Source organism: Leptospira sarikeiensis, assembly GCF_004769615.1.
GTDB classification, from domain to species: domain Bacteria; phylum Spirochaetota; class Leptospiria; order Leptospirales; family Leptospiraceae; genus Leptospira_B; species Leptospira_B sarikeiensis.
On the sequence record NZ_RQGF01000003.1, the window covers coordinates 1 to 16623 of the forward strand.

General features: G+C 40.7%; 13 protein-coding genes. 2 read left to right on the plus strand and 11 right to left on the minus strand.

Annotated elements, in window-relative coordinates:
* Positions 1–384 precede the first annotated feature (384 nt).
* Positions 385–1797 carry a hypothetical protein gene (locus tag EHQ64_RS00115; RefSeq protein ID WP_135647383.1) on the plus strand — a complete coding sequence of 471 codons (1413 nt, stop codon included), beginning with the start codon at positions 385–387 and terminating at the stop codon, positions 1795–1797.
* A 17-nt stretch (positions 1798–1814) separates the two neighbouring features.
* Here EHQ64_RS00115 and EHQ64_RS00120 read toward each other — a convergent pair whose 3' ends face one another.
* From EHQ64_RS00120 to EHQ64_RS00155, 8 genes are all read right to left on the minus strand, one after another.
* Positions 1815–2624 carry an NADH-quinone oxidoreductase subunit B family protein gene (locus tag EHQ64_RS00120; protein ID WP_135647385.1) on the minus strand — a complete coding sequence of 270 codons (810 nt, stop codon included), beginning with the start codon at positions 2622–2624 and terminating at the stop codon, positions 1815–1817.
* Complete coding sequence (locus EHQ64_RS00125; protein ID WP_135647387.1) at positions 2621–4039, minus strand: hydrogenase large subunit; 1419 nt, start codon at positions 4037–4039, stop codon at positions 2621–2623. Before EHQ64_RS00125 ends, EHQ64_RS00120 begins: the two co-directional genes overlap by 4 nt.
* Positions 4036–5259, minus strand: coding sequence for a proton-conducting transporter transmembrane domain-containing protein (locus tag EHQ64_RS00130; protein ID WP_135647389.1), 1224 nt, complete (start codon positions 5257–5259; stop codon positions 4036–4038). The genes EHQ64_RS00125 and EHQ64_RS00130 overlap by 4 nt, the downstream gene beginning before the upstream one ends.
* Positions 5256–5867: a formate hydrogenase gene (locus tag EHQ64_RS00135; protein WP_135647391.1), complete on the minus strand. Its 612-nt coding sequence runs from the start codon at positions 5865–5867 to the stop codon at positions 5256–5258. The genes EHQ64_RS00130 and EHQ64_RS00135 overlap by 4 nt, the downstream gene beginning before the upstream one ends.
* A gap of 2 nt (positions 5868–5869) precedes the next feature.
* On the minus strand, positions 5870–6760 hold the full coding sequence (locus EHQ64_RS00140) for an NADH-quinone oxidoreductase subunit H (protein WP_135647393.1): 891 nt from the start codon (positions 6758–6760) through the stop codon (positions 5870–5872).
* Positions 6727–8448, minus strand: a complete 1722-nt coding sequence (locus EHQ64_RS00145; protein WP_135647395.1) for a proton-conducting transporter transmembrane domain-containing protein — start codon at positions 8446–8448, stop codon at positions 6727–6729. Before EHQ64_RS00145 ends, EHQ64_RS00140 begins: the two co-directional genes overlap by 34 nt.
* Before the next feature lie 13 nt (positions 8449–8461).
* Positions 8462–10387 carry an alginate export family protein gene (locus tag EHQ64_RS00150; RefSeq protein ID WP_246048482.1) on the minus strand — a complete coding sequence of 642 codons (1926 nt, stop codon included), beginning with the start codon at positions 10385–10387 and terminating at the stop codon, positions 8462–8464.
* Between the two features lie 176 nt (positions 10388–10563).
* Entirely contained in the window at positions 10564–11535 is a 972-nt protein-coding gene (locus EHQ64_RS00155; protein ID WP_135647399.1) for a sodium-dependent bicarbonate transport family permease, read from the minus strand.
* Between the two features lie 524 nt (positions 11536–12059).
* Between EHQ64_RS00155 and EHQ64_RS00160 the strand changes: the two genes are divergently transcribed.
* A complete protein-coding gene (locus EHQ64_RS00160; protein ID WP_135647401.1) occupies positions 12060–13697 on the plus strand; it encodes a helix-turn-helix domain-containing protein in 1638 nt (545 codons plus the stop codon).
* Between the two features lie 5 nt (positions 13698–13702).
* On the opposite strand, the gene ychF is transcribed toward EHQ64_RS00160, so the two are convergent.
* The 3 genes from ychF to EHQ64_RS00175 all read right to left on the minus strand — a co-directional run bounded on the left by ychF (position 13703) and on the right by EHQ64_RS00175 (position 16612).
* Entirely contained in the window at positions 13703–14800 is a 1098-nt protein-coding gene (gene ychF, locus EHQ64_RS00165; RefSeq protein WP_135647403.1) for a redox-regulated ATPase YchF, read from the minus strand.
* A 67-nt stretch (positions 14801–14867) separates the two neighbouring features.
* Positions 14868–15947, minus strand: coding sequence for an LIC11612 family fibronectin-binding protein (locus EHQ64_RS00170; RefSeq protein WP_246048469.1), 1080 nt, complete (start codon positions 15945–15947; stop codon positions 14868–14870).
* Between the two features lie 5 nt (positions 15948–15952).
* Positions 15953–16612 carry a hypothetical protein gene (locus EHQ64_RS00175; RefSeq protein ID WP_135647405.1) on the minus strand — a complete coding sequence of 220 codons (660 nt, stop codon included), beginning with the start codon at positions 16610–16612 and terminating at the stop codon, positions 15953–15955.
* Between the last annotated feature and the right edge of the window lie 11 nt (positions 16613–16623).

Here is a 16623-nt window from a genome sequence, read left to right on the forward strand (position 1 = left end):
AATCTCGCGGGTCACGCTACTCTATATGTTTTCAAAGATCTTTTAAGATCCCCTCAGGACTCTTTCCCTCCCGGGCGAATTCCTTCAGGCGTAAAGACCATATTAATTACGTCACCCAACCGGTCAAATAACTTTTGTATCTATTTCTCTTGGTTTTTCTCTTTTTTTTCGAGTTTTATAGCTGGGAATTTCTTCTGTAAATAAGCCGAGCATAAGCCGGAGATGTCTTCTTCTCCTTTTGAAGTTTTATTCAGTTTATGACCAAGCTTCTGTCGCATAAATGATTTCCAATAGATGTGGATCTTATTATCCTGAGAATTATATATATATAAGTTATTGGATTCGGAAAGTATTCTGAAGGGACTAAAAGATAGGGAGAACTAAGTGGGACCGGCAAAGGAATACATAGATCTATATTTAAAAGAGAATGTTCTGCAATCGGAAACGATCCAAAGAATGAAACATGTCATCCGTGAGTTTAGTTTAAGAACTCCTAAAGTATTAGTTACTAAGTGTATAGACGGTCGGGTGCATGGAAGTAAGTTGAAAGGTTATCCTGTTACTACGATCCGGTTCGGTAGAACGGACGGAAATATAGTTTCTACTAATATAAACAATTTTTGGTTCTGGAATCGTATCGATCGAGTTGTAAATGATGCGTTATGCAACACTCCGGGAATGCCTGCATTATTTATCGCTTATATGCATAGGTCGGATATCCCTGGCCTTGGTTGCGCTGCTCATGGTGGAAATGAAGAAGCCGCTCGTGCAGCGATCAAGGATCAAACCGCCGCAGTCAGAAAAGTTTTTCCGAAAGAGCAACTGTATGTGATCGAAGGAATTACAAATACGGATTTAATGTCCGAAACTTTAATTTTTGACGATGGAACGATCATAGATTCCCAGGAGATTGTGGCGAATTTCGGATTTAATGAGCCTTCAGAGATCTTTCATTCTGCTTTTTTAAAATATAAAATTAAGGATCCTGCGATCTCTAAGAATGTAGGATTTAAAACTCCGGAAGAACTTTTTTCGGGAAAGATTCCTGATTTTTACGCAGATTTTCAAACTTCTCTTTCATTAAAATCTTTTTTGATCCGAGAAATTTCTGCGATCATTTCTTCAGGAGAGATAGAATCTCAGAAATTAATACATCCAGATCTGTTTAATGCAGTTTATCAAAAGCTTTCTGGGATCAAAGAACTCCCTTCTACCTTGCTTCCTAGTTTGTTATATCAGATTATTTGGAATGTTGCGTATTCTCTGAATCAAAAAAGAAAATTATCCAAACTTCCAGCCGAGGAACGTTGGAGGCATTTGGACCATGCAGAAGAATTGATCTGCTACGGAGAAGGTTTCGAGTTATTGCAAAGGAATAAAGCGGTTCTTGTTAAAACAGGAAGAGGGGATGATACGGATGCTTTAAGTGTCGCCAAAAAAGTTTTAGAAAAGAACAGGCAACATGAAGCTAAGCCCTACCCTATTATTATTCATCTGAATGTGGAAGTTTCTGGAGAATTGAGAAGTTGGAATGATTTTAATGAGAACATTTCCTCTCGAGTCAATACTATGATCCGCAATCTAGATGCGGTTTTTCAGAACCAGGATATTGTGATCTTGACCACGTATTCTTATTTGGATCAAAAAAGATTCTATCCTATTCAGACAAAATTAGATCCTAGGATCTCTTATCCTACGAATGTGATCGTGGATATTAACGGTGAGGATAAATTCTCTGATATAGGTTTGAAAACAAAGGAAGCGTTTTACGCGGCGGAAAAAATCACATCCGCGTAAAACTATAAATGGGAGATTTAGGATTTTTGAGAGCGGTTCGCTATGAATTTAGAAAGTTCTTCTCTGAAAGAGAATTTTTTTCTGCCCATTAAATAACGAAACGCGCTTACGATTACATCCGGTCTGGGAGGATCTCCTCCGATAAAAAGGTCCGGCTCTTTTGGGAGTTTTCCTCTTTGGAATAAACCTCCGGAAACTGCTTCGGTTCCACAGGCAATCAATGCTTTTGGTCCTGGAGTTGTATCCCAGGCAACTTGCAAAGGAATTTCCATATTCGGACCCACAGGCCCTGCAAATACAACTGCGTCGGAATGTTTTGGTGAAGCGACAACTCTTACCATACTAGCTTCACTATCGAATACTGCGTTAAAGCTGGCGTTGATCTCCGCTTCAGTTGCATTGTTTCCACTCGCAGCAACTTCTCTATACTGAAAGCCGGTGTTCTTTGTAATCTTACGGAATTGTTTTACGTTTTCTGAAATGTTCTCCTCGTATTCCGTAGGAGTTCCATCAACGTAACGGACTTTCAGAGCCTCTCTATCCACAGAATAAACATGGATAAAACCGGAATTTTCCAGATGTCCGGAAGAAACTTCCACACAAGCTCCACATTGTAGACAGGCTCCGTAATCGAAGATTACCTCTTTAGAAGATAGGACTTTAAGTCCTCCGGTAGGACAAACTTTCTCGATCGATTTGTCTATACTACCTTTCTTAGTGCTCGGAACAGGGATCCCTCTTGCATTCGGATTGGTTGCCGACATCTTATCAAAATTTAGATTTTTTGCCGGACGAAAGATATTTAGGATTTCATGAATTTGTTTCATAGATCCACTCCCACATAACTGAGGTTGAAAGATTTATTATTGAGAGGAAAATCCCCTATGTTTTCGCCTCTTACCGCGAGTTCCAGTGCGTGCCAGTTCAGAACGGAAGGATCTCTTACATATGCTTCAGAAATATCTCCTGAAGAATTCAAAGTAAATGAGATAAGAACCGGACCTCTCCATCCTTCTGCAGAGCCGAAATAAACTCCGGATTTGGCTTTAGAAATTTTCGATTTGGAAAATGTTTCGTAAACTTTATGAAAGTTTTTTAATACTGGGATCGCTTTGATCAACCAACGTCCACTATTCTTTAATTCTTCGTAACGAAGATAAAATCTTGCCCACGCGTCACCAGTCATTTGACCATGATCTAAATCTAGTTTGATGGATTCTCCGGCTAATGAATAGCTTGAGTCGTGATGACGAAGATCTCTCGAATGACCTGTGCATTTTTCTACCATTCCCACAAATCCAAGATCTCTAAGTTGTTTTGGAGTAATAACTCCGCAGATCTGAAGTCTTTCTCTATTGGTGGATTGGTTTGCTGCTCTTTCGAAATGGGCTGCAACGTCGGAAGTTACGTCTTCTATCCTTTTTGCAAGATCGCTTAGGAAAGATTCTGAAAGATCTTTTCTGAGACGTACTTTTCCTGGGGCAAGAGCTCCTCTTCCGAATCTAGAACCGGTCAAAGCCTCCATAACTCCTAGAGGAACACCTCTCTGCATCGCGCAAACACCTTGTAGTGGATAATACCCTACGTCACCCGCAATAGCTCCCATATCTCCGATATGGATCGCGATCCTTTCTATTTCTAAAAGAACGGTCCTTGCGAAATTCACTTCTTCCGGAACGTCAATGCCGTGAGCCTCTTCAAATGCTTTACTGAATGCGATCCCGTAAGCGACTGTGGAATCACCTGAAATTGCTTCCGCGTAGGAAGAAATAGAGTCCTTATTCTTCCCTTTCATTTTATCCAGAAGATCACGTTTTTGGAAGCCGAGTCGGATATCCAGGTTTTGGATCTCCTCTCCTTCTACTATAAAACGAAAATGTCCCGGTTCGATTACCCCAGCATGAATAGGGCCGACTGCATGAGAATAAAAGGAAGTCGGGACCGGAACATTGATCCCTCTATATACGATGTCTTTGATCCCTGACTTAGTCAGGAATTTTTCGAGTAAGTGTTTTCTATCTTGAGAAAGATATTTCTCGTAATCGATTCCGGAATAATCTTCAGGGCCTTGATCTGTTCCGAGACTATGTCTTAATATCCAGATCGGGTTGGAATGATCTTCGTAGATATTTTTTTCCGCTGCTTTGGAAAGGGTCTCTTTTTCGATCCCTTCTCTAGTCAGCCAAAAGCGATGAGTTTGTTTTGTTTCAGAAGAATGAAAAATTCCAGTAACGTTTTTCATAATACACCTTGCAATAACAGGTAGAATCCCCAGCAACCTGTGCTGAGTAGAAGTAGAAGTAGGAAGAATCCATTCGTCATTCTGATCCTAAGAATTGTGGAGAGATCTTTCGAAAAAGGTCTTCCTTTGATATTCAAAAGAGGTGCAAGTTTATACAACATTACTCCAAAGAATACGATCCCAAGGATAGGCACTAAGATCACGAATGCTTTTCCTCCGACTTGTCCTGCTTTGATAAGTACGATGTCGGTAACAAAGATAGGAGATCCAGGCATTACGAATGCAAGGAATAGTGCGAGAATGAAAAGAGATAATGCAGGTTTATTGATGGAATCTGCTTGGATGATCTTATGCAGTTCTCTTTTTCCAGCATCCATTCTCACGATTCCCATACTGATAAACAGAAGTGATTTTACTACTAGGTTCGTTGCCATCATGAAAAGGAAAACTGTCTCGTTCAGATCCATCCAAAGGAAAACAGCCAAGGCCCCTGTATGGAATAGGGCTACTTTTGCAGAAATCCTTCTGATGTCGTCGCGATCATACACTGCGAATATACTTAAGAAGATCGTAAATATCCCTAGGACTAACAAGCCATCTGCGCCGCTGAATGTATGAGGAAAAAGTTGATGATCTAAGTGAACGAAAGGTCTTAGTGCGAAACAAACCGATACAGGGATAAACGAAGAAAGTAGAGAAGAAACTTGAGTAGGACTTTCCCCATATGTATCTTCGATCCAAACGTGATTCGGAAAAAGCCCTAACTTCGCGGTGTATCCGAAGATCGCGAGCCAAAGACCGATCTCCACCCAAATGATCTCCGGATGAGATGCTGAATTTGCCGCTAAAAATTCTATCGGTTGATTGATGACATGCAAAGAAGAGCGGATCAAAATGATCCCTAAAAAAGCAATCCCAAGTCCGAATGAATTGATTAACAAAAATTTCCAAGCGATCGGAAAGGATTTTGCGGTTCTACTCGAAGAGATGAGAAGTGCTCCAACGAATGTGGTCGCTTCTATCAAAACCCACTGTAACGTGCTTACTTCTTCATTCCAATCCCTGATGATCCAAACAGCAAAATTGATTGCGGCGCATACGATCAATAAGATAGACCAAAAGAGTAGATTCGTTTGGTTCTTAGTAGGAGCTAAAACGTAGGTAAGGAATATAAGAGCAAAAACCCCTGCTCCGATCCCCAAAAGAATTTCAAAGTTCATCTGGAAGCTTCTCCCTTATATTGTTCGCTATTGATCCTAAGTGCGGCCCCTGCGCCTATGATCAAGACCGCATCCAAGAAAGAACCGAATTCGCTACCGATCGGAACTCCGGATTTCAAGAGTAAGGTCAGAAGGAAGGTTCCATTCTCAAAAATACTAAAACAAGCGATCACACCGATCCAGTTCCTACGAACGATGAATCCGATAACTCCTATGTATATTAGAAGAAGGACATATAGTAATCCGTATTGGTGTGTTTTTCCGAAGAATGTGGAAACCATGCCCATGAAGAAATAACTTGCCGCGGCCCCCGCAAATAATAGGGCCAACGTAGGAAGATAGCCTACTTTAGGAAAAGTTGATTCTGGAGAATGGATCTTTCTTGCTGTCCAAAGGAGAATGATCGGGGTTAAGATCCCTTTAAATACGATCACCATTGCTGCCAAGAAGATAGAATGAAAGCCATCCCCTGCCTCTTCTTGGTATAAAGGAAGAAGTAAAAGAAAACCTTGGACCCCAAGTAGGATCACCACTCTTTTAAGGCGGTTTTCCAAAAGGATCATTACTCCGGTGAGTAAAATAATAAGATAACTAAGGTCTGTGCTCATATTTATTTACCTAGTTTCAGAAGAATTCCGAGGATCAGCATGAAGATAAAATTGAGTCCCAAAAGTTCTGGGATCCAGATCCATTTTCTTCTTGTACTGTTTGATTCCCAGTAACCGATTAACGCCGAGAGAAGGATTGCTCCTCCGAAGGAAGCGAGTTCTTTCCATATCGGAACGGAAGAAACTCCCAAGAAAACTTCTACGTGTTCCAGTCCGAGTTTTGTGAGTAACAGGAATAAAGATGCGGTTTTGAACTGATGAGCTAATTCGAAAAATGCTCTAGTTCTTCCGGATGCTTCCAATAGCATCGCTTCGTGGACCATTGTGAGTTCCAAGTGGGTTCTTGGATCGTCAAACGGCGGCTTGGCAAGTTCTGAAAGAACGATTAATGTTGCGCCTAAGAAGAAAAGGATCGCGAAGGAAATATTTGCGAAGTTCTCATGAAATACTACATTCGATTCCAGAACGACTAAGACTAAAATTAGTACAGGTTCACCGAAGATGAATAAAAGAGTTTCTCTTGCTGCTCCCATTCCACCGAAGGAAGTCCCGTTTTCTACCGCATACGCAACCGTTGCAAAACGGATCATTCCGATTAAGAAAGGGATGAGTAGCAGGGACGCCCATTCGAAAGAAACCAAAGACCAAAGAACTAGTCCGAATGCGAATGCAAAGATTGCAGAACTTTCGGAAAAGAATCCTGAGAACGGTCCATCGATAGGACTTTTTTTGATCATTCGGATCGTGTCGTAAAAGATCTGTAGGACCGGTGCTCCTCTTCTTCCTTGGGAGTAAGCGCGGATCTTTTGTAAAATTCCTCCGCATAGGAACGGAAGAGAAATAAAAGCTAAAATTTGGATCAGAATGCCCAATACGAAAGTAGCTGTGACCATATGTCCCCCTCCGCCAATCGAACAACGATGATGACGATTAATATAGTGAGTACGGTAAATGAAGAATAAGTTAAGTCTACGGAGATGGATTCGTCGTCTGCTCCGCGGATTTTTGCCTTTAAAGAGGAAAGTATTTTTAAAAGGATCTTAATGAATCCCTTATCGAACCTAGAATTTCCGGATTCGTCTGTAAAATATCTGCCCAAAGGAGCGGCGAGCGGATCGGAAAGAGCAGAACTTGTGATCGCTACTTCCGACCCGCCGAATAAACCACCGCAATCCCACAGTTTTCTCTCTTTGATCTTATGTCTGAGTCCTAACAACCCTACGCTTAACAGTATGACTAAACCGATTACGTTTAATATTCCTATCCCCTTGAACCAAGAAAGATCCAACCAATCCACTCTCAGCGCATAATAATTTGTTAATATTAGGATAATGATCGGAGAAATTAAGACTAATCCTCCGGTTAGGAATAAGGAAACGTTGATCGTGGTGTTCTTTCCATGGTCTTCGAAATTTTCTCGAGGCCTGGAAAGTACTAATCCTAAGAATAATTTTAGATGTGCAGCCGCGCCCACTGCTAAACCGGTACAAACCAGGATTAACAAAGGAAGAACAAGTGCCGCACTAGTATCCGTAACCTCTAAGACTGCGGATAATAATTTAATAAAGGTGGATTCGGATAAGAAACCCGTAGTTCCCGGAATAGCTAAGAAACTCATAGTCCCTATAGCAGCGAGGAATGTAGGAACACCGCTGATCCTGCCGATCCCAGTATTATCGTCTGATCCGGATTTGCCTGATAATTTGGTCAGATATCCGAAGAAAAGGAACTGAAACGTTTTACTAATACTATGGTGAACTAATGAAATCAGGAAAAGAACTCCGAATGCCTTACTTAACATTCTCAGACTTTCCTGTTCGCTTGATTGCCAATATCCCGAAATAAGAAGACACAACCAGAGGAAGTTCATATTTTCCACCGTACTATATGCGATGGATTTTTTAACTTCCTTACTGAATAATGCAGTGATCCCTGCCCAAAGAACTCCGATTCCAGCGATCGGAATTAGGACAGTTGCATAATGAGTTCCTGGCAAAATAGGAAGTGCAAATTTAGAAAATAATACCAAAGGCAAATTAACTAATAGGCCGGAATAAGCAGCAGAAGCGTGTGCAGGAGCTCCGGCATGAGCTTCCGGTAGCCAGAAATGAACTCCGAAAAAAGCGGACTTGATCAAAAGTCCTAAAATTAAGAAGAACAATCCTGACCTAGGATCGTTCGAAAAAATCCAAAACGTAAAACAGAAGGCCCCTATTCCGCCCGCAGCAACAAGTGCAACGAAACTTCGGATAGACGCGTCGTTCCATCTGCCTCCGATATAGAGAAGAAAGGCGCTGATCGTGGATAATTCCCAGAAAAGGATCAACCACAGACTTTTTCCTACGAGATAACAAAGTCCCGTACTTAGAAAAAAAACGGCGTAGCCAAATATGACTAACGCCTTTCTTTCTTTTTCATACCCGTAAACATATACGGATATGAAAATCCCTAGTATCGCTTGGAGAGATAATCCAAGCCCGATCGAACTATCCTTACCGAAAAAATCCAGTCCTAACACATTTCCTATCAGGAAAGGTGCAAGCACAGAAGTTATGACGGATAGATAAGCCAATACTGTCATACGAATTCCTTTATTAGAAGCCTGCGTTTACTTGGAAGAAGAACATATGCGCCATAGATGCGACACCATTCGCTCCAGTAGCGACTCCTGTGTTCAAATGCAGCCCCGCAGTTTCCGTAGAGGTTGCTTGTAAATTATAATGGTAAAGAGCGTTTCTTTGGTTCTTAACAGCATTACCAGCAGTAAGAATTCCGCCTCCGATCCAAATGGATACGTAATCGTTGACTACATACATCCAAGTCAGGTCGAACTCATTATAAATATTTCTTCCAGTTCCGCCTAAAGTAACTGTAGTCTGTCCTACCCCATTGCTTTCAGTAGAAGCTCCTGTGTTTGCGGATCCGTTGATCGCATACCAAGCATCTTGGGTTTGAGCCTTATCGTTAATGATATACGCTGCGTAGAAAGTTCCGTAATGGTCTGTCTTATAGGAGAAGTTGATATTATAAGAACTTAAGTTCTTTGTATCGATGTTCTCGGATAATCCTGCAACGTTATTCCAATAAGGGAATACTCCGAAACGAGGGTTGGTAAGTGTTTGGAAGGTGCCGTTACTTCCGTCTGTACGATTTCTATCGCCGGACGCGTAAGTATATTGGAATCCCGCTCTGAACTTCTCGAAGAAAGTATAACCGGTTTGTAAAACATGGAAGGAGCCAGAGTATTTTTGGGCTTGAGTCCCATAATTCTGAGTTCCCATTCCTGCGACGTTTTGTTGCACATAAGAATTCAATAATGGATCCTTAACGCTTCTCTCACCAGTTGCTCCCGATTGCCATGCGCTTTCAATCGCCCAGTCCCAAGCTCCCCAGAGACCGTCTTTAGGAAGATTATTGTTCGCAGTGCGGTTTGTGATCCTAAATCCGGTCGTGACTAAATCACTTTGTTGTTTAGCCCAGCCATTATTATAGAGATCTAAGTCCGACTTAGCCCCTGCAATTGCGGTCTTTTTAGTAAGAACACCCAATGCATAAACATCCAAAGTAAACCAATCTTTAGCGGTTACTGAGTTATATGTACCTACTAAATATTGATCAGGTTGCCCTGGGTTCACTACGGTAGCTTTTTTAGTCACAGGATCCGTAACACTCACTGGAGCGTTTGCGGAAACTACACCGTTTACACCGTTCTGATTCGCTGCGATTTTAGTTCCGAAGAAGTGGATTTTATAATTGTCCTGATCGAACATAAGTCTTGCTCCGTCATAGGAAAGACCGTTGATCGTCCAGTTAGCTCCACCGATCATTCTCTGATCACCGTAAGCCATGATCTGTCTACCTACTTGCAACTTTGCATCTAAAGGTAGTTTTTTCAACATTACGAAAGCTTCACGGATGGTTGTTTGACTTGGGATCGTAGTCGCGCCGGCTGCTGCAGGATTATTTACTGCAGTTGCTCCCGCCGCATCAAATGTGTTTGCACGAACGTCGCCCACATTTGCTGGAGTTTCTCCACCCCATACTCTTGCGTCTTGAATTGTTACTTTTGCAGTAAAATAAGGACTTGGATCGATTAGGAAGAATACCTGAGACGTCTGCATTGCTCTCGAAGTATACCCTTTATTCGATTTATCGAATGCTAGGTTGTATCTGTCTTCGTATCTAGGGCGAACATATGCGCCGATACGGATCCAATCGTTCAACCATGCTTTTTTATGGTTCGCGACTTTTTTACCTAACTCTGGTTCGAAAAACATGCTCCTAGTGTATTCAGGAGTAAGTCCACCGGACTTCATAGGTGATACATAACTATCTTCCTCTTCTGCGGCTGTTTTTGCCGGAGCAGGAACAGCTGGAGTTGCAGTCGGTTCAGCAGTTACTGTGCCTTTATTGGCCGCTTGTGCGAAAATCCCCTGAGAGCCGATCGCAAGGAAAATTAGAGCGAAACTAAAAATTCCCGCAAGTCCCTGTTGCGGAATTTTCGTAAAGAACTGAAACATTTTCATATGGTTCTCCGTGTTTTATTCTTTTAGAATCCAGGAAAATTTTCCTCGAATTCTCGACGGGATATAGAGATCCCGATTTCGGAAATTGTCCAAAGAATTTTAGATTTTTTGTATATTAAATTAATAAAATAAACCCTCCGAGGGAAAGTCCTCGGAGGGGAAAAAATACCCTACATGATAACTTTTACTAAGTAATGATACAGTGGGATACCGACGATGATGTTGATTGGGAATATGATCGATAAAGCTACCGTAATATAGATACTAGGGTTTGCTTCAGGGATCATATCTTTCATTGCTGCAGGAACCGCGATATAAGAAGCGGAAGCACAAAGCACCACAAACATGAAAGCGTCTCCTTCCGGCATGTGGATCACTTTGGTTAATACCAAACCAAGGCTTGCGTTGATCGCTACAAGGATTAGAGATGCAATGATCAAGAATGATCCTACATTTTTAAGTTCTTTGAAACGTTTCGCAGCGGAAATACCCATATCTAATAGGAAGAAGGTTAAAATCCCTTTAAATAAGTCCTCAGTAAACGGTTTCTCTGCGTTCCAGCCGCTGTCTCCTGTCAGATATCCTACGATCAAAGCTCCAACAAGTAGATAGATGGAAGAACCGAATAATGCTTCGTGAAGAAGAGCTTTCCAGTTGATTGCTCCGCCGCCGTTCGCTTTATTTTTGGAAAGTCTATCCAATACTACTGCGATTACGATCGCTGGAGATTCCATTAGGGCCATACCAGCTACGATAAATCCGCCGTATTCCACACCTTTATTGTGTAGATAAGCACCTGCGGTAACGAAAGTCACAGCACTGATCGAGCCGAATGATCCTGCTAAAGCCGCAGCGTTATGTTTGTCTAACTTTACTTTAAGAATATAATACGCGTAGATCGGAACGAGAGTCGCCATGATGCTACATGCGAGAAGTGTAAATGCGTGTTCGGAAGTGAATTCTGCTTTAAAAAGCTCGTGTCCACCCTTGAACCCGATTGAAAAAAGAAGATACATCGAAAAGAATTTCGATAACGCCTCTGGGATGACCAAATCAGATTTGAAAAGGATCACGCCCATTCCTAAAAAGAAGAACAGTACCGGTGGGTTAAGTATGTTCTGTATAATCGCCGAATCTACCATTTGGTCTCTCCTCGGGTTTTGTTATTTCAGGTTTCCCGACTATTTTGAGTTCTATCCTAAACAAGGGACGAACTTATAGAATACAATACCTTCCAAACTTATAAAATTGGACACAAAAAAATAAATATCCTGAGAATTTTTTCTAAGATTTAAACCCTTGGACTTTTTCTGCTTAATATATAAACAAATCATCTCGATTTGAAACCACGAGTGACAGCTTGGCATTATACTTTCCATCTAATTTCAATAGATAAAAATGAATAGGTAGGCTTAGCATTTTTTCAATTTTTTCATATCAATTGTTATACGAGTGAGATCGTATTTATATAGAATTTTGGCATGAATAAACCAATGAGTTAATATTTCCAAGATTATAATCTTAGATAGCTTAGTTTATATTTTTGGACTTTCTTAGAAACTTGAACAAAATTCGACCTGGGTCTTGGATTTGGTAAAAAAGAGAATGACTAGGGAAAAATACCTGGTATCCTTCCCTCCAAGGGATTCTCTGGTATTACGCGTAAATGAAAGATTCCAGTTTTAGGATCCTCCGAAATCCATTTTCCAGACATCTATTCTTAAGAGCCGGTTTACTTCTCGGTTTTTTATTTTTTACTTTGGATGTTTCCTCTGCCCCTATCACTTTGCCTAGTCCAGAGGTGATCCGCCTCACTTCCGCCTCTCCTGTGGAAAATATTAGTCCAAAAATGGAATACAGATACAGAGGCTACCAGTTCAGACATTGTAAACCTGAAACCATTTCTTCTCTGAACCAACTGGAATGGCATCATAATGCTGGAAATGTTTTAAGACTTAAAAGAAGTTCTTCCGGAAATTGGCTCCGATTTCGGTTGGTGAACGACGGCAACGAGATACTTTTGAGAACCTTAGTTCTCTTTTGGCTGAATGTTCCGGATGCGGAACTTTGTTCTGTGGACTCCAAGGGAAATTTTGAAGCAGGCTTTGCCGGATACGATCTGGATCCGATTTGGAACGATTTTATTTCCCCCCTTCCTCATTTTAATATCCGTTTAGAACCGAAGGAAGGTAGGACATTTTATTTATACGTATTATCCAATGAGGATATAAACTACCCGGTACGTTTACTTTCTGAAGATGATTATATGGTGATCGTAAGGCTAAGATCTGTCTTATTCCTCTCTATTGGTTTTGTATTGGTTCTTGCATTTAGTTTTAATTTTTACTTCTATTTAAAATCCAAAAAGCTCTTATTTTTAACACTTCCACTGCATCTCACTGCAGTCGGGGCCACTCTATATTTTCTACATGGGAAAGAATTCGCTTCCATAGTCGGGAACGAGAATAATCTATTCAGGCATAATTATTTCCTATTTTTAGGGATCACACATTTTGCATTCTTTGTATATTTAGCATCCTGGAATCGGGAAAATTCCGGAAACGTCTATCGGTCCCCGTTTTTCTGGCTCGTATGTTTTGCCGGTATCTTATACCCTCTGATCCCTTTGTACCAATTTTGGTATGATCATCGCATCTTGGTTTTGGTTTTGAATTACGGATGTATGTTATTCTATTTCGGGAAGACTCATATTTCGTCCATTCGAAACAATACGATGTACGAGATGTTCTTCATCTCCGTGTGGGGGATCTTCCTACTTTTAGATCTGTACAAGACAATCTTCCATTTTGATTTTTATCCGTACAATCGAATGGCAGTTTATGGTGTTCTATATTATCTTCCCCCTTTAACAGTGTTCGTATCTTTATTATCCAGAGAGATCTTAAGAAGAAGAGAAGAAGAAGGTTCCAATCGTAAAACTCACCTTTCTTCTTTGGATATAAAAGACTATGTGAATAAGATAGGCGATCTATTGGAGAAGGAAAAAATATATCTTACCAAGTCTTTAAAAGAAGAGCATATGGCCAAGGAACTTGGGATAACGATCCATCAGCTTTCAGAATTGATCAATACTGAATTCAAAACGAATTTCCCTTCTCTCATCAATCAGTATAGAGTAGAAGAGGCTAAAATACTTTTAAACGAATTTCCGGATGAGAATACGACCGAGATCGGTTCAAAGGCGGGATTCAGTTCTAGATCCGCATTCTATTTGGAGTTTAAAAAACTTACCGGTACGAATCCGAATTCATACCGTAAAGAAAGTAGCACTAAGAATGCCTAAATAGTTTAGGCGTTTATTCGGAAGAAGATCACGTCTCCATCTTGGACGATATACTCTTTTCCTTCTATCCTTAGTTTTCCTTCTTCTTTTACTTTGGCAGGGCTTCCGGTCCTGTCTATATCTTCGAATTTCATTACTTCTGCACGAACATAACCTTTTTCGAAATCCGAATGGATTACGGATGCTGCAATCGGACCTGTGCTTCCTACTCCGGTTGTCCAGGCTCTTGCTTCCTGTTCTCCTGCAGTGAAAAAAGTAACAAGCCCAAGAAGTTTATAAGCCGCTTGGATCATTCTATCTAGACCGCTACTTTTTTCTCCGATCTCGCTTAGGAACTCCAACTGTTCCTCTTTGCTTAGGCCTGAAATTTCCTCTTCGAATTTTCCGCAAAGAGTAACAACTTCTGCCCCTTCGCTTTCTGCCATCTTTTTTACAGCATCCACGAGTGGATTTTCTTTTGCGATCGCTGCTTTATCTGTGATATTCGCAACATAAAGCACCGGTTTGGATGTGATCAGATTGAATGTTTTTACGAGTTTTTGTTCTTCAGGTTTGATGTCTGCAAGTCTTGCGGGCTTTCCTTCTTTCAGAACATTTAGGATTTTCTCTAAAACCGGAACGATCTCTTGGGCTTCCTTATTTCCGGACTTTGCATTCTTTGCAATTTTTTGATGTTGTTTTTCTACGGATTCCAGATCCGCAAAGATAAGTTCCATAGTAACGACTTGTGCGTCTTCGACCGGATTAATCTTTCCATGAACATGGGTGATATTTTCATCTTCGAATGCTCGAACTACATGGCAGATTGCGTCCACTTCCCTGATATGAGAAAGGAATTTATTTCCAAGACCTTCTCCCTGGCTTGCGCCTTTTACAAGGCCGGCGATATCCACAAATTCCATGATCGCAGGGACTGTTTTTTGAGGTTTATAAAGTTCAGTGAGTCTGTCTAATCTTGAATCCGGAACTTCCACGATTCCCTTGTTCGGTTCGATCGTACAAAACGGATAGTTTTGCATTTCGGCTCCCGCCTTGGTCAACGCATTAAATATGGTCGATTTTCCTACGTTTGGAAGTCCTACAATTCCGCAATTCAAGCTCATACAGGCCAATTTTTGGCAGAAAGAGAATCTGTAAATTCGTTTCGGAAAGGATTTGTGTGAAAGCTTACTATTCTAAGATCCAGGACTTGTTTGATTCTTTGGAATTTAAGGTTTGGGTCTCTTCTGAAATACGGATCAGTCTTCCATTCCGAAAGAATAATTCCAGTATGCTGATCTTCAGTGAGTCCGGCGTTGCGCCACAACCAAAGCTGTATTCTCCATTAAAAAAACGCAAAGCTCTTGGGCCGGATAGAAGTGTTACGGAAGGTAAACTATCTGAAAGTTCTTTTTTGAATGTAGCCAATCCGTCTGTAATTGGATTCAGATCTTCTTTTGGTTTATCACTTGGATCTTGTGCTAAAAGAAAATGTACCACTTGTGACTCTGCAGTTTTAGAATATTGGCTTTTGAAATCGGGGATCCATGCAGCCGGATTCTTTTCATCTACCGCTAATGATTCTAAAGAAGGAGAATAAAATACAAAATTTAAACCTGCCTCTTCTTGTACAGAAAGTATACCTGGAGGAATCACAGGTTGTTTTTTGGCGGAAATCTTAGGTGCTTTCTTTTTTCCTTTTCGTTTGGAAGAAGGTTTGGCCTTTACTGTCTGTTTCGGCTTCTCTTCCTGTGTCTCTTCTTTTGGTTTAGGAGTTTCTACCTTTACGGGAGTTAATTTTTCTGGTTGTGTAGGATCTGTCTGAGACTCAGTAGGAGGAGTTTGTTTTTTCTTCTTCGAACCTTTCTTATTTTTACTTTTTTTATCGGAAGGTTTTGTCTCAGTCTCCTTTTTGGGAAGAACGGAATGATGTCCTGTGAAAATGATCTCCGCTCCAAGACTTTTTTTTAGTCTTTCTATTTCGGGAGAGGTTTTAGGAATATAAGGAGCGGAAACGAGTAGGATAGCTCCCCCACCTTCTTGGATCTTTTGTTGTTTATATCTTTTATACCAAAGGCCTAAGGTTCTTTCAAAATCGAAAGGAGTTTCTCCATTGGAAACTACAGGGCAATATACAACTAACCCTATCGGAGAATCCTTTCTATTAGATAGATCCGATTGGGGTTGAATAGAAGAAGACGCGACAAATATTGCCGTAGCGAAAATTGAAACGAATACTTTTGCTCTTCCGAATTTTGGGATTTGTTTCATTTTGCTCAAGAATATTGAAAGACTTCTTTTCTAAGATTATGAAAGTATTTTACGAAAAATCCATATTCAGCTTTTCTGAATTCTTCCGCTCTGGCTTGGAATTTTGGATCCAATTCTTCTAAATTAGAATCCATTTCGGTCAAATGGGATTCTTCTTCTTTGATGATCCCTTTAATAGAGATACCAATTTTTTGTTCATCCAAGATCTGATCATAGATCTCGTATACAAGACCTGCTCTTTCTTCGATCATCTTGGTAACATACAAATAACAAAGAAAGGATTTGGTAGCTTTTGGAAGACTATCTGATTTGAAGGATCTTTCTACACAAAGATCCAATTTTTGAAAATAGGAAACCGCAGAGAAACCGGATAATAAACTATCTTTTCCGAAAGTTTTAGAGCCTTCCGGTAGTACTTTCAATGCCAATTTTTTGAAATAAGCGGCATGTCTTGCTTCTTCCGAGGCATGTCTTAATACCATTTCGGAAAGCCCGGTCCCGGTTTGGCTTGTATGGATCTTTCTTGCTCCAATATGTTCCAACAAGGAGAGGGTATTTAACCATTTAAAATGTAGCTCAGGGGAGGATACGATAGAAGTAAGTAATGAATCGATTTCTTCTGAGGAAACCGTCTGATTTGATTTAGTATCCGCATTTTTGATCATAGTACGAGAAT

Bases quoted from the DNA above. Each gene is read 5' to 3' on its own strand.
- EHQ64_RS00135 (WP_135647391.1), bottom strand. From the start codon at position 5,867: ATGAGCACAGACCTTAGTTATCTTATTATTTTACTCACCGGAGTAATG.
- EHQ64_RS00125 (WP_135647387.1), bottom strand. From the start codon at position 4,039: ATGAAAAACGTTACTGGAATTTTTCATTCTTCTGAAACAAAACAAACT.
- EHQ64_RS00120 (WP_135647385.1), bottom strand. From the start codon at position 2,624: ATGAAACAAATTCATGAAATCCTAAATATCTTTCGTCCGGCAAAAAAT.
- EHQ64_RS00130 (WP_135647389.1), bottom strand. From the start codon at position 5,259: ATGAACTTTGAAATTCTTTTGGGGATCGGAGCAGGGGTTTTTGCTCTT.
- EHQ64_RS00140 (WP_135647393.1), bottom strand. From the start codon at position 6,760: ATGGTCACAGCTACTTTCGTATTGGGCATTCTGATCCAAATTTTAGCT.
- EHQ64_RS00150 (WP_246048482.1), bottom strand. From the start codon at position 10,387: ATGTTTCAGTTCTTTACGAAAATTCCGCAACAGGGACTTGCGGGAATT.
- EHQ64_RS00175 (WP_135647405.1), bottom strand. From the start codon at position 16,612: ATGATCAAAAATGCGGATACTAAATCAAATCAGACGGTTTCCTCAGAA.
- ychF (WP_135647403.1), bottom strand. From the start codon at position 14,800: ATGAGCTTGAATTGCGGAATTGTAGGACTTCCAAACGTAGGAAAATCG.
- EHQ64_RS00145 (WP_135647395.1), bottom strand. From the start codon at position 8,448: ATGACAGTATTGGCTTATCTATCCGTCATAACTTCTGTGCTTGCACCT.
- EHQ64_RS00160 (WP_135647401.1), top strand. From the start codon at position 12,060: ATGAAAGATTCCAGTTTTAGGATCCTCCGAAATCCATTTTCCAGACAT.
- EHQ64_RS00170 (WP_246048469.1), bottom strand. From the start codon at position 15,947: ATGAAACAAATCCCAAAATTCGGAAGAGCAAAAGTATTCGTTTCAATT.
- EHQ64_RS00155 (WP_135647399.1), bottom strand. From the start codon at position 11,535: ATGGTAGATTCGGCGATTATACAGAACATACTTAACCCACCGGTACTG.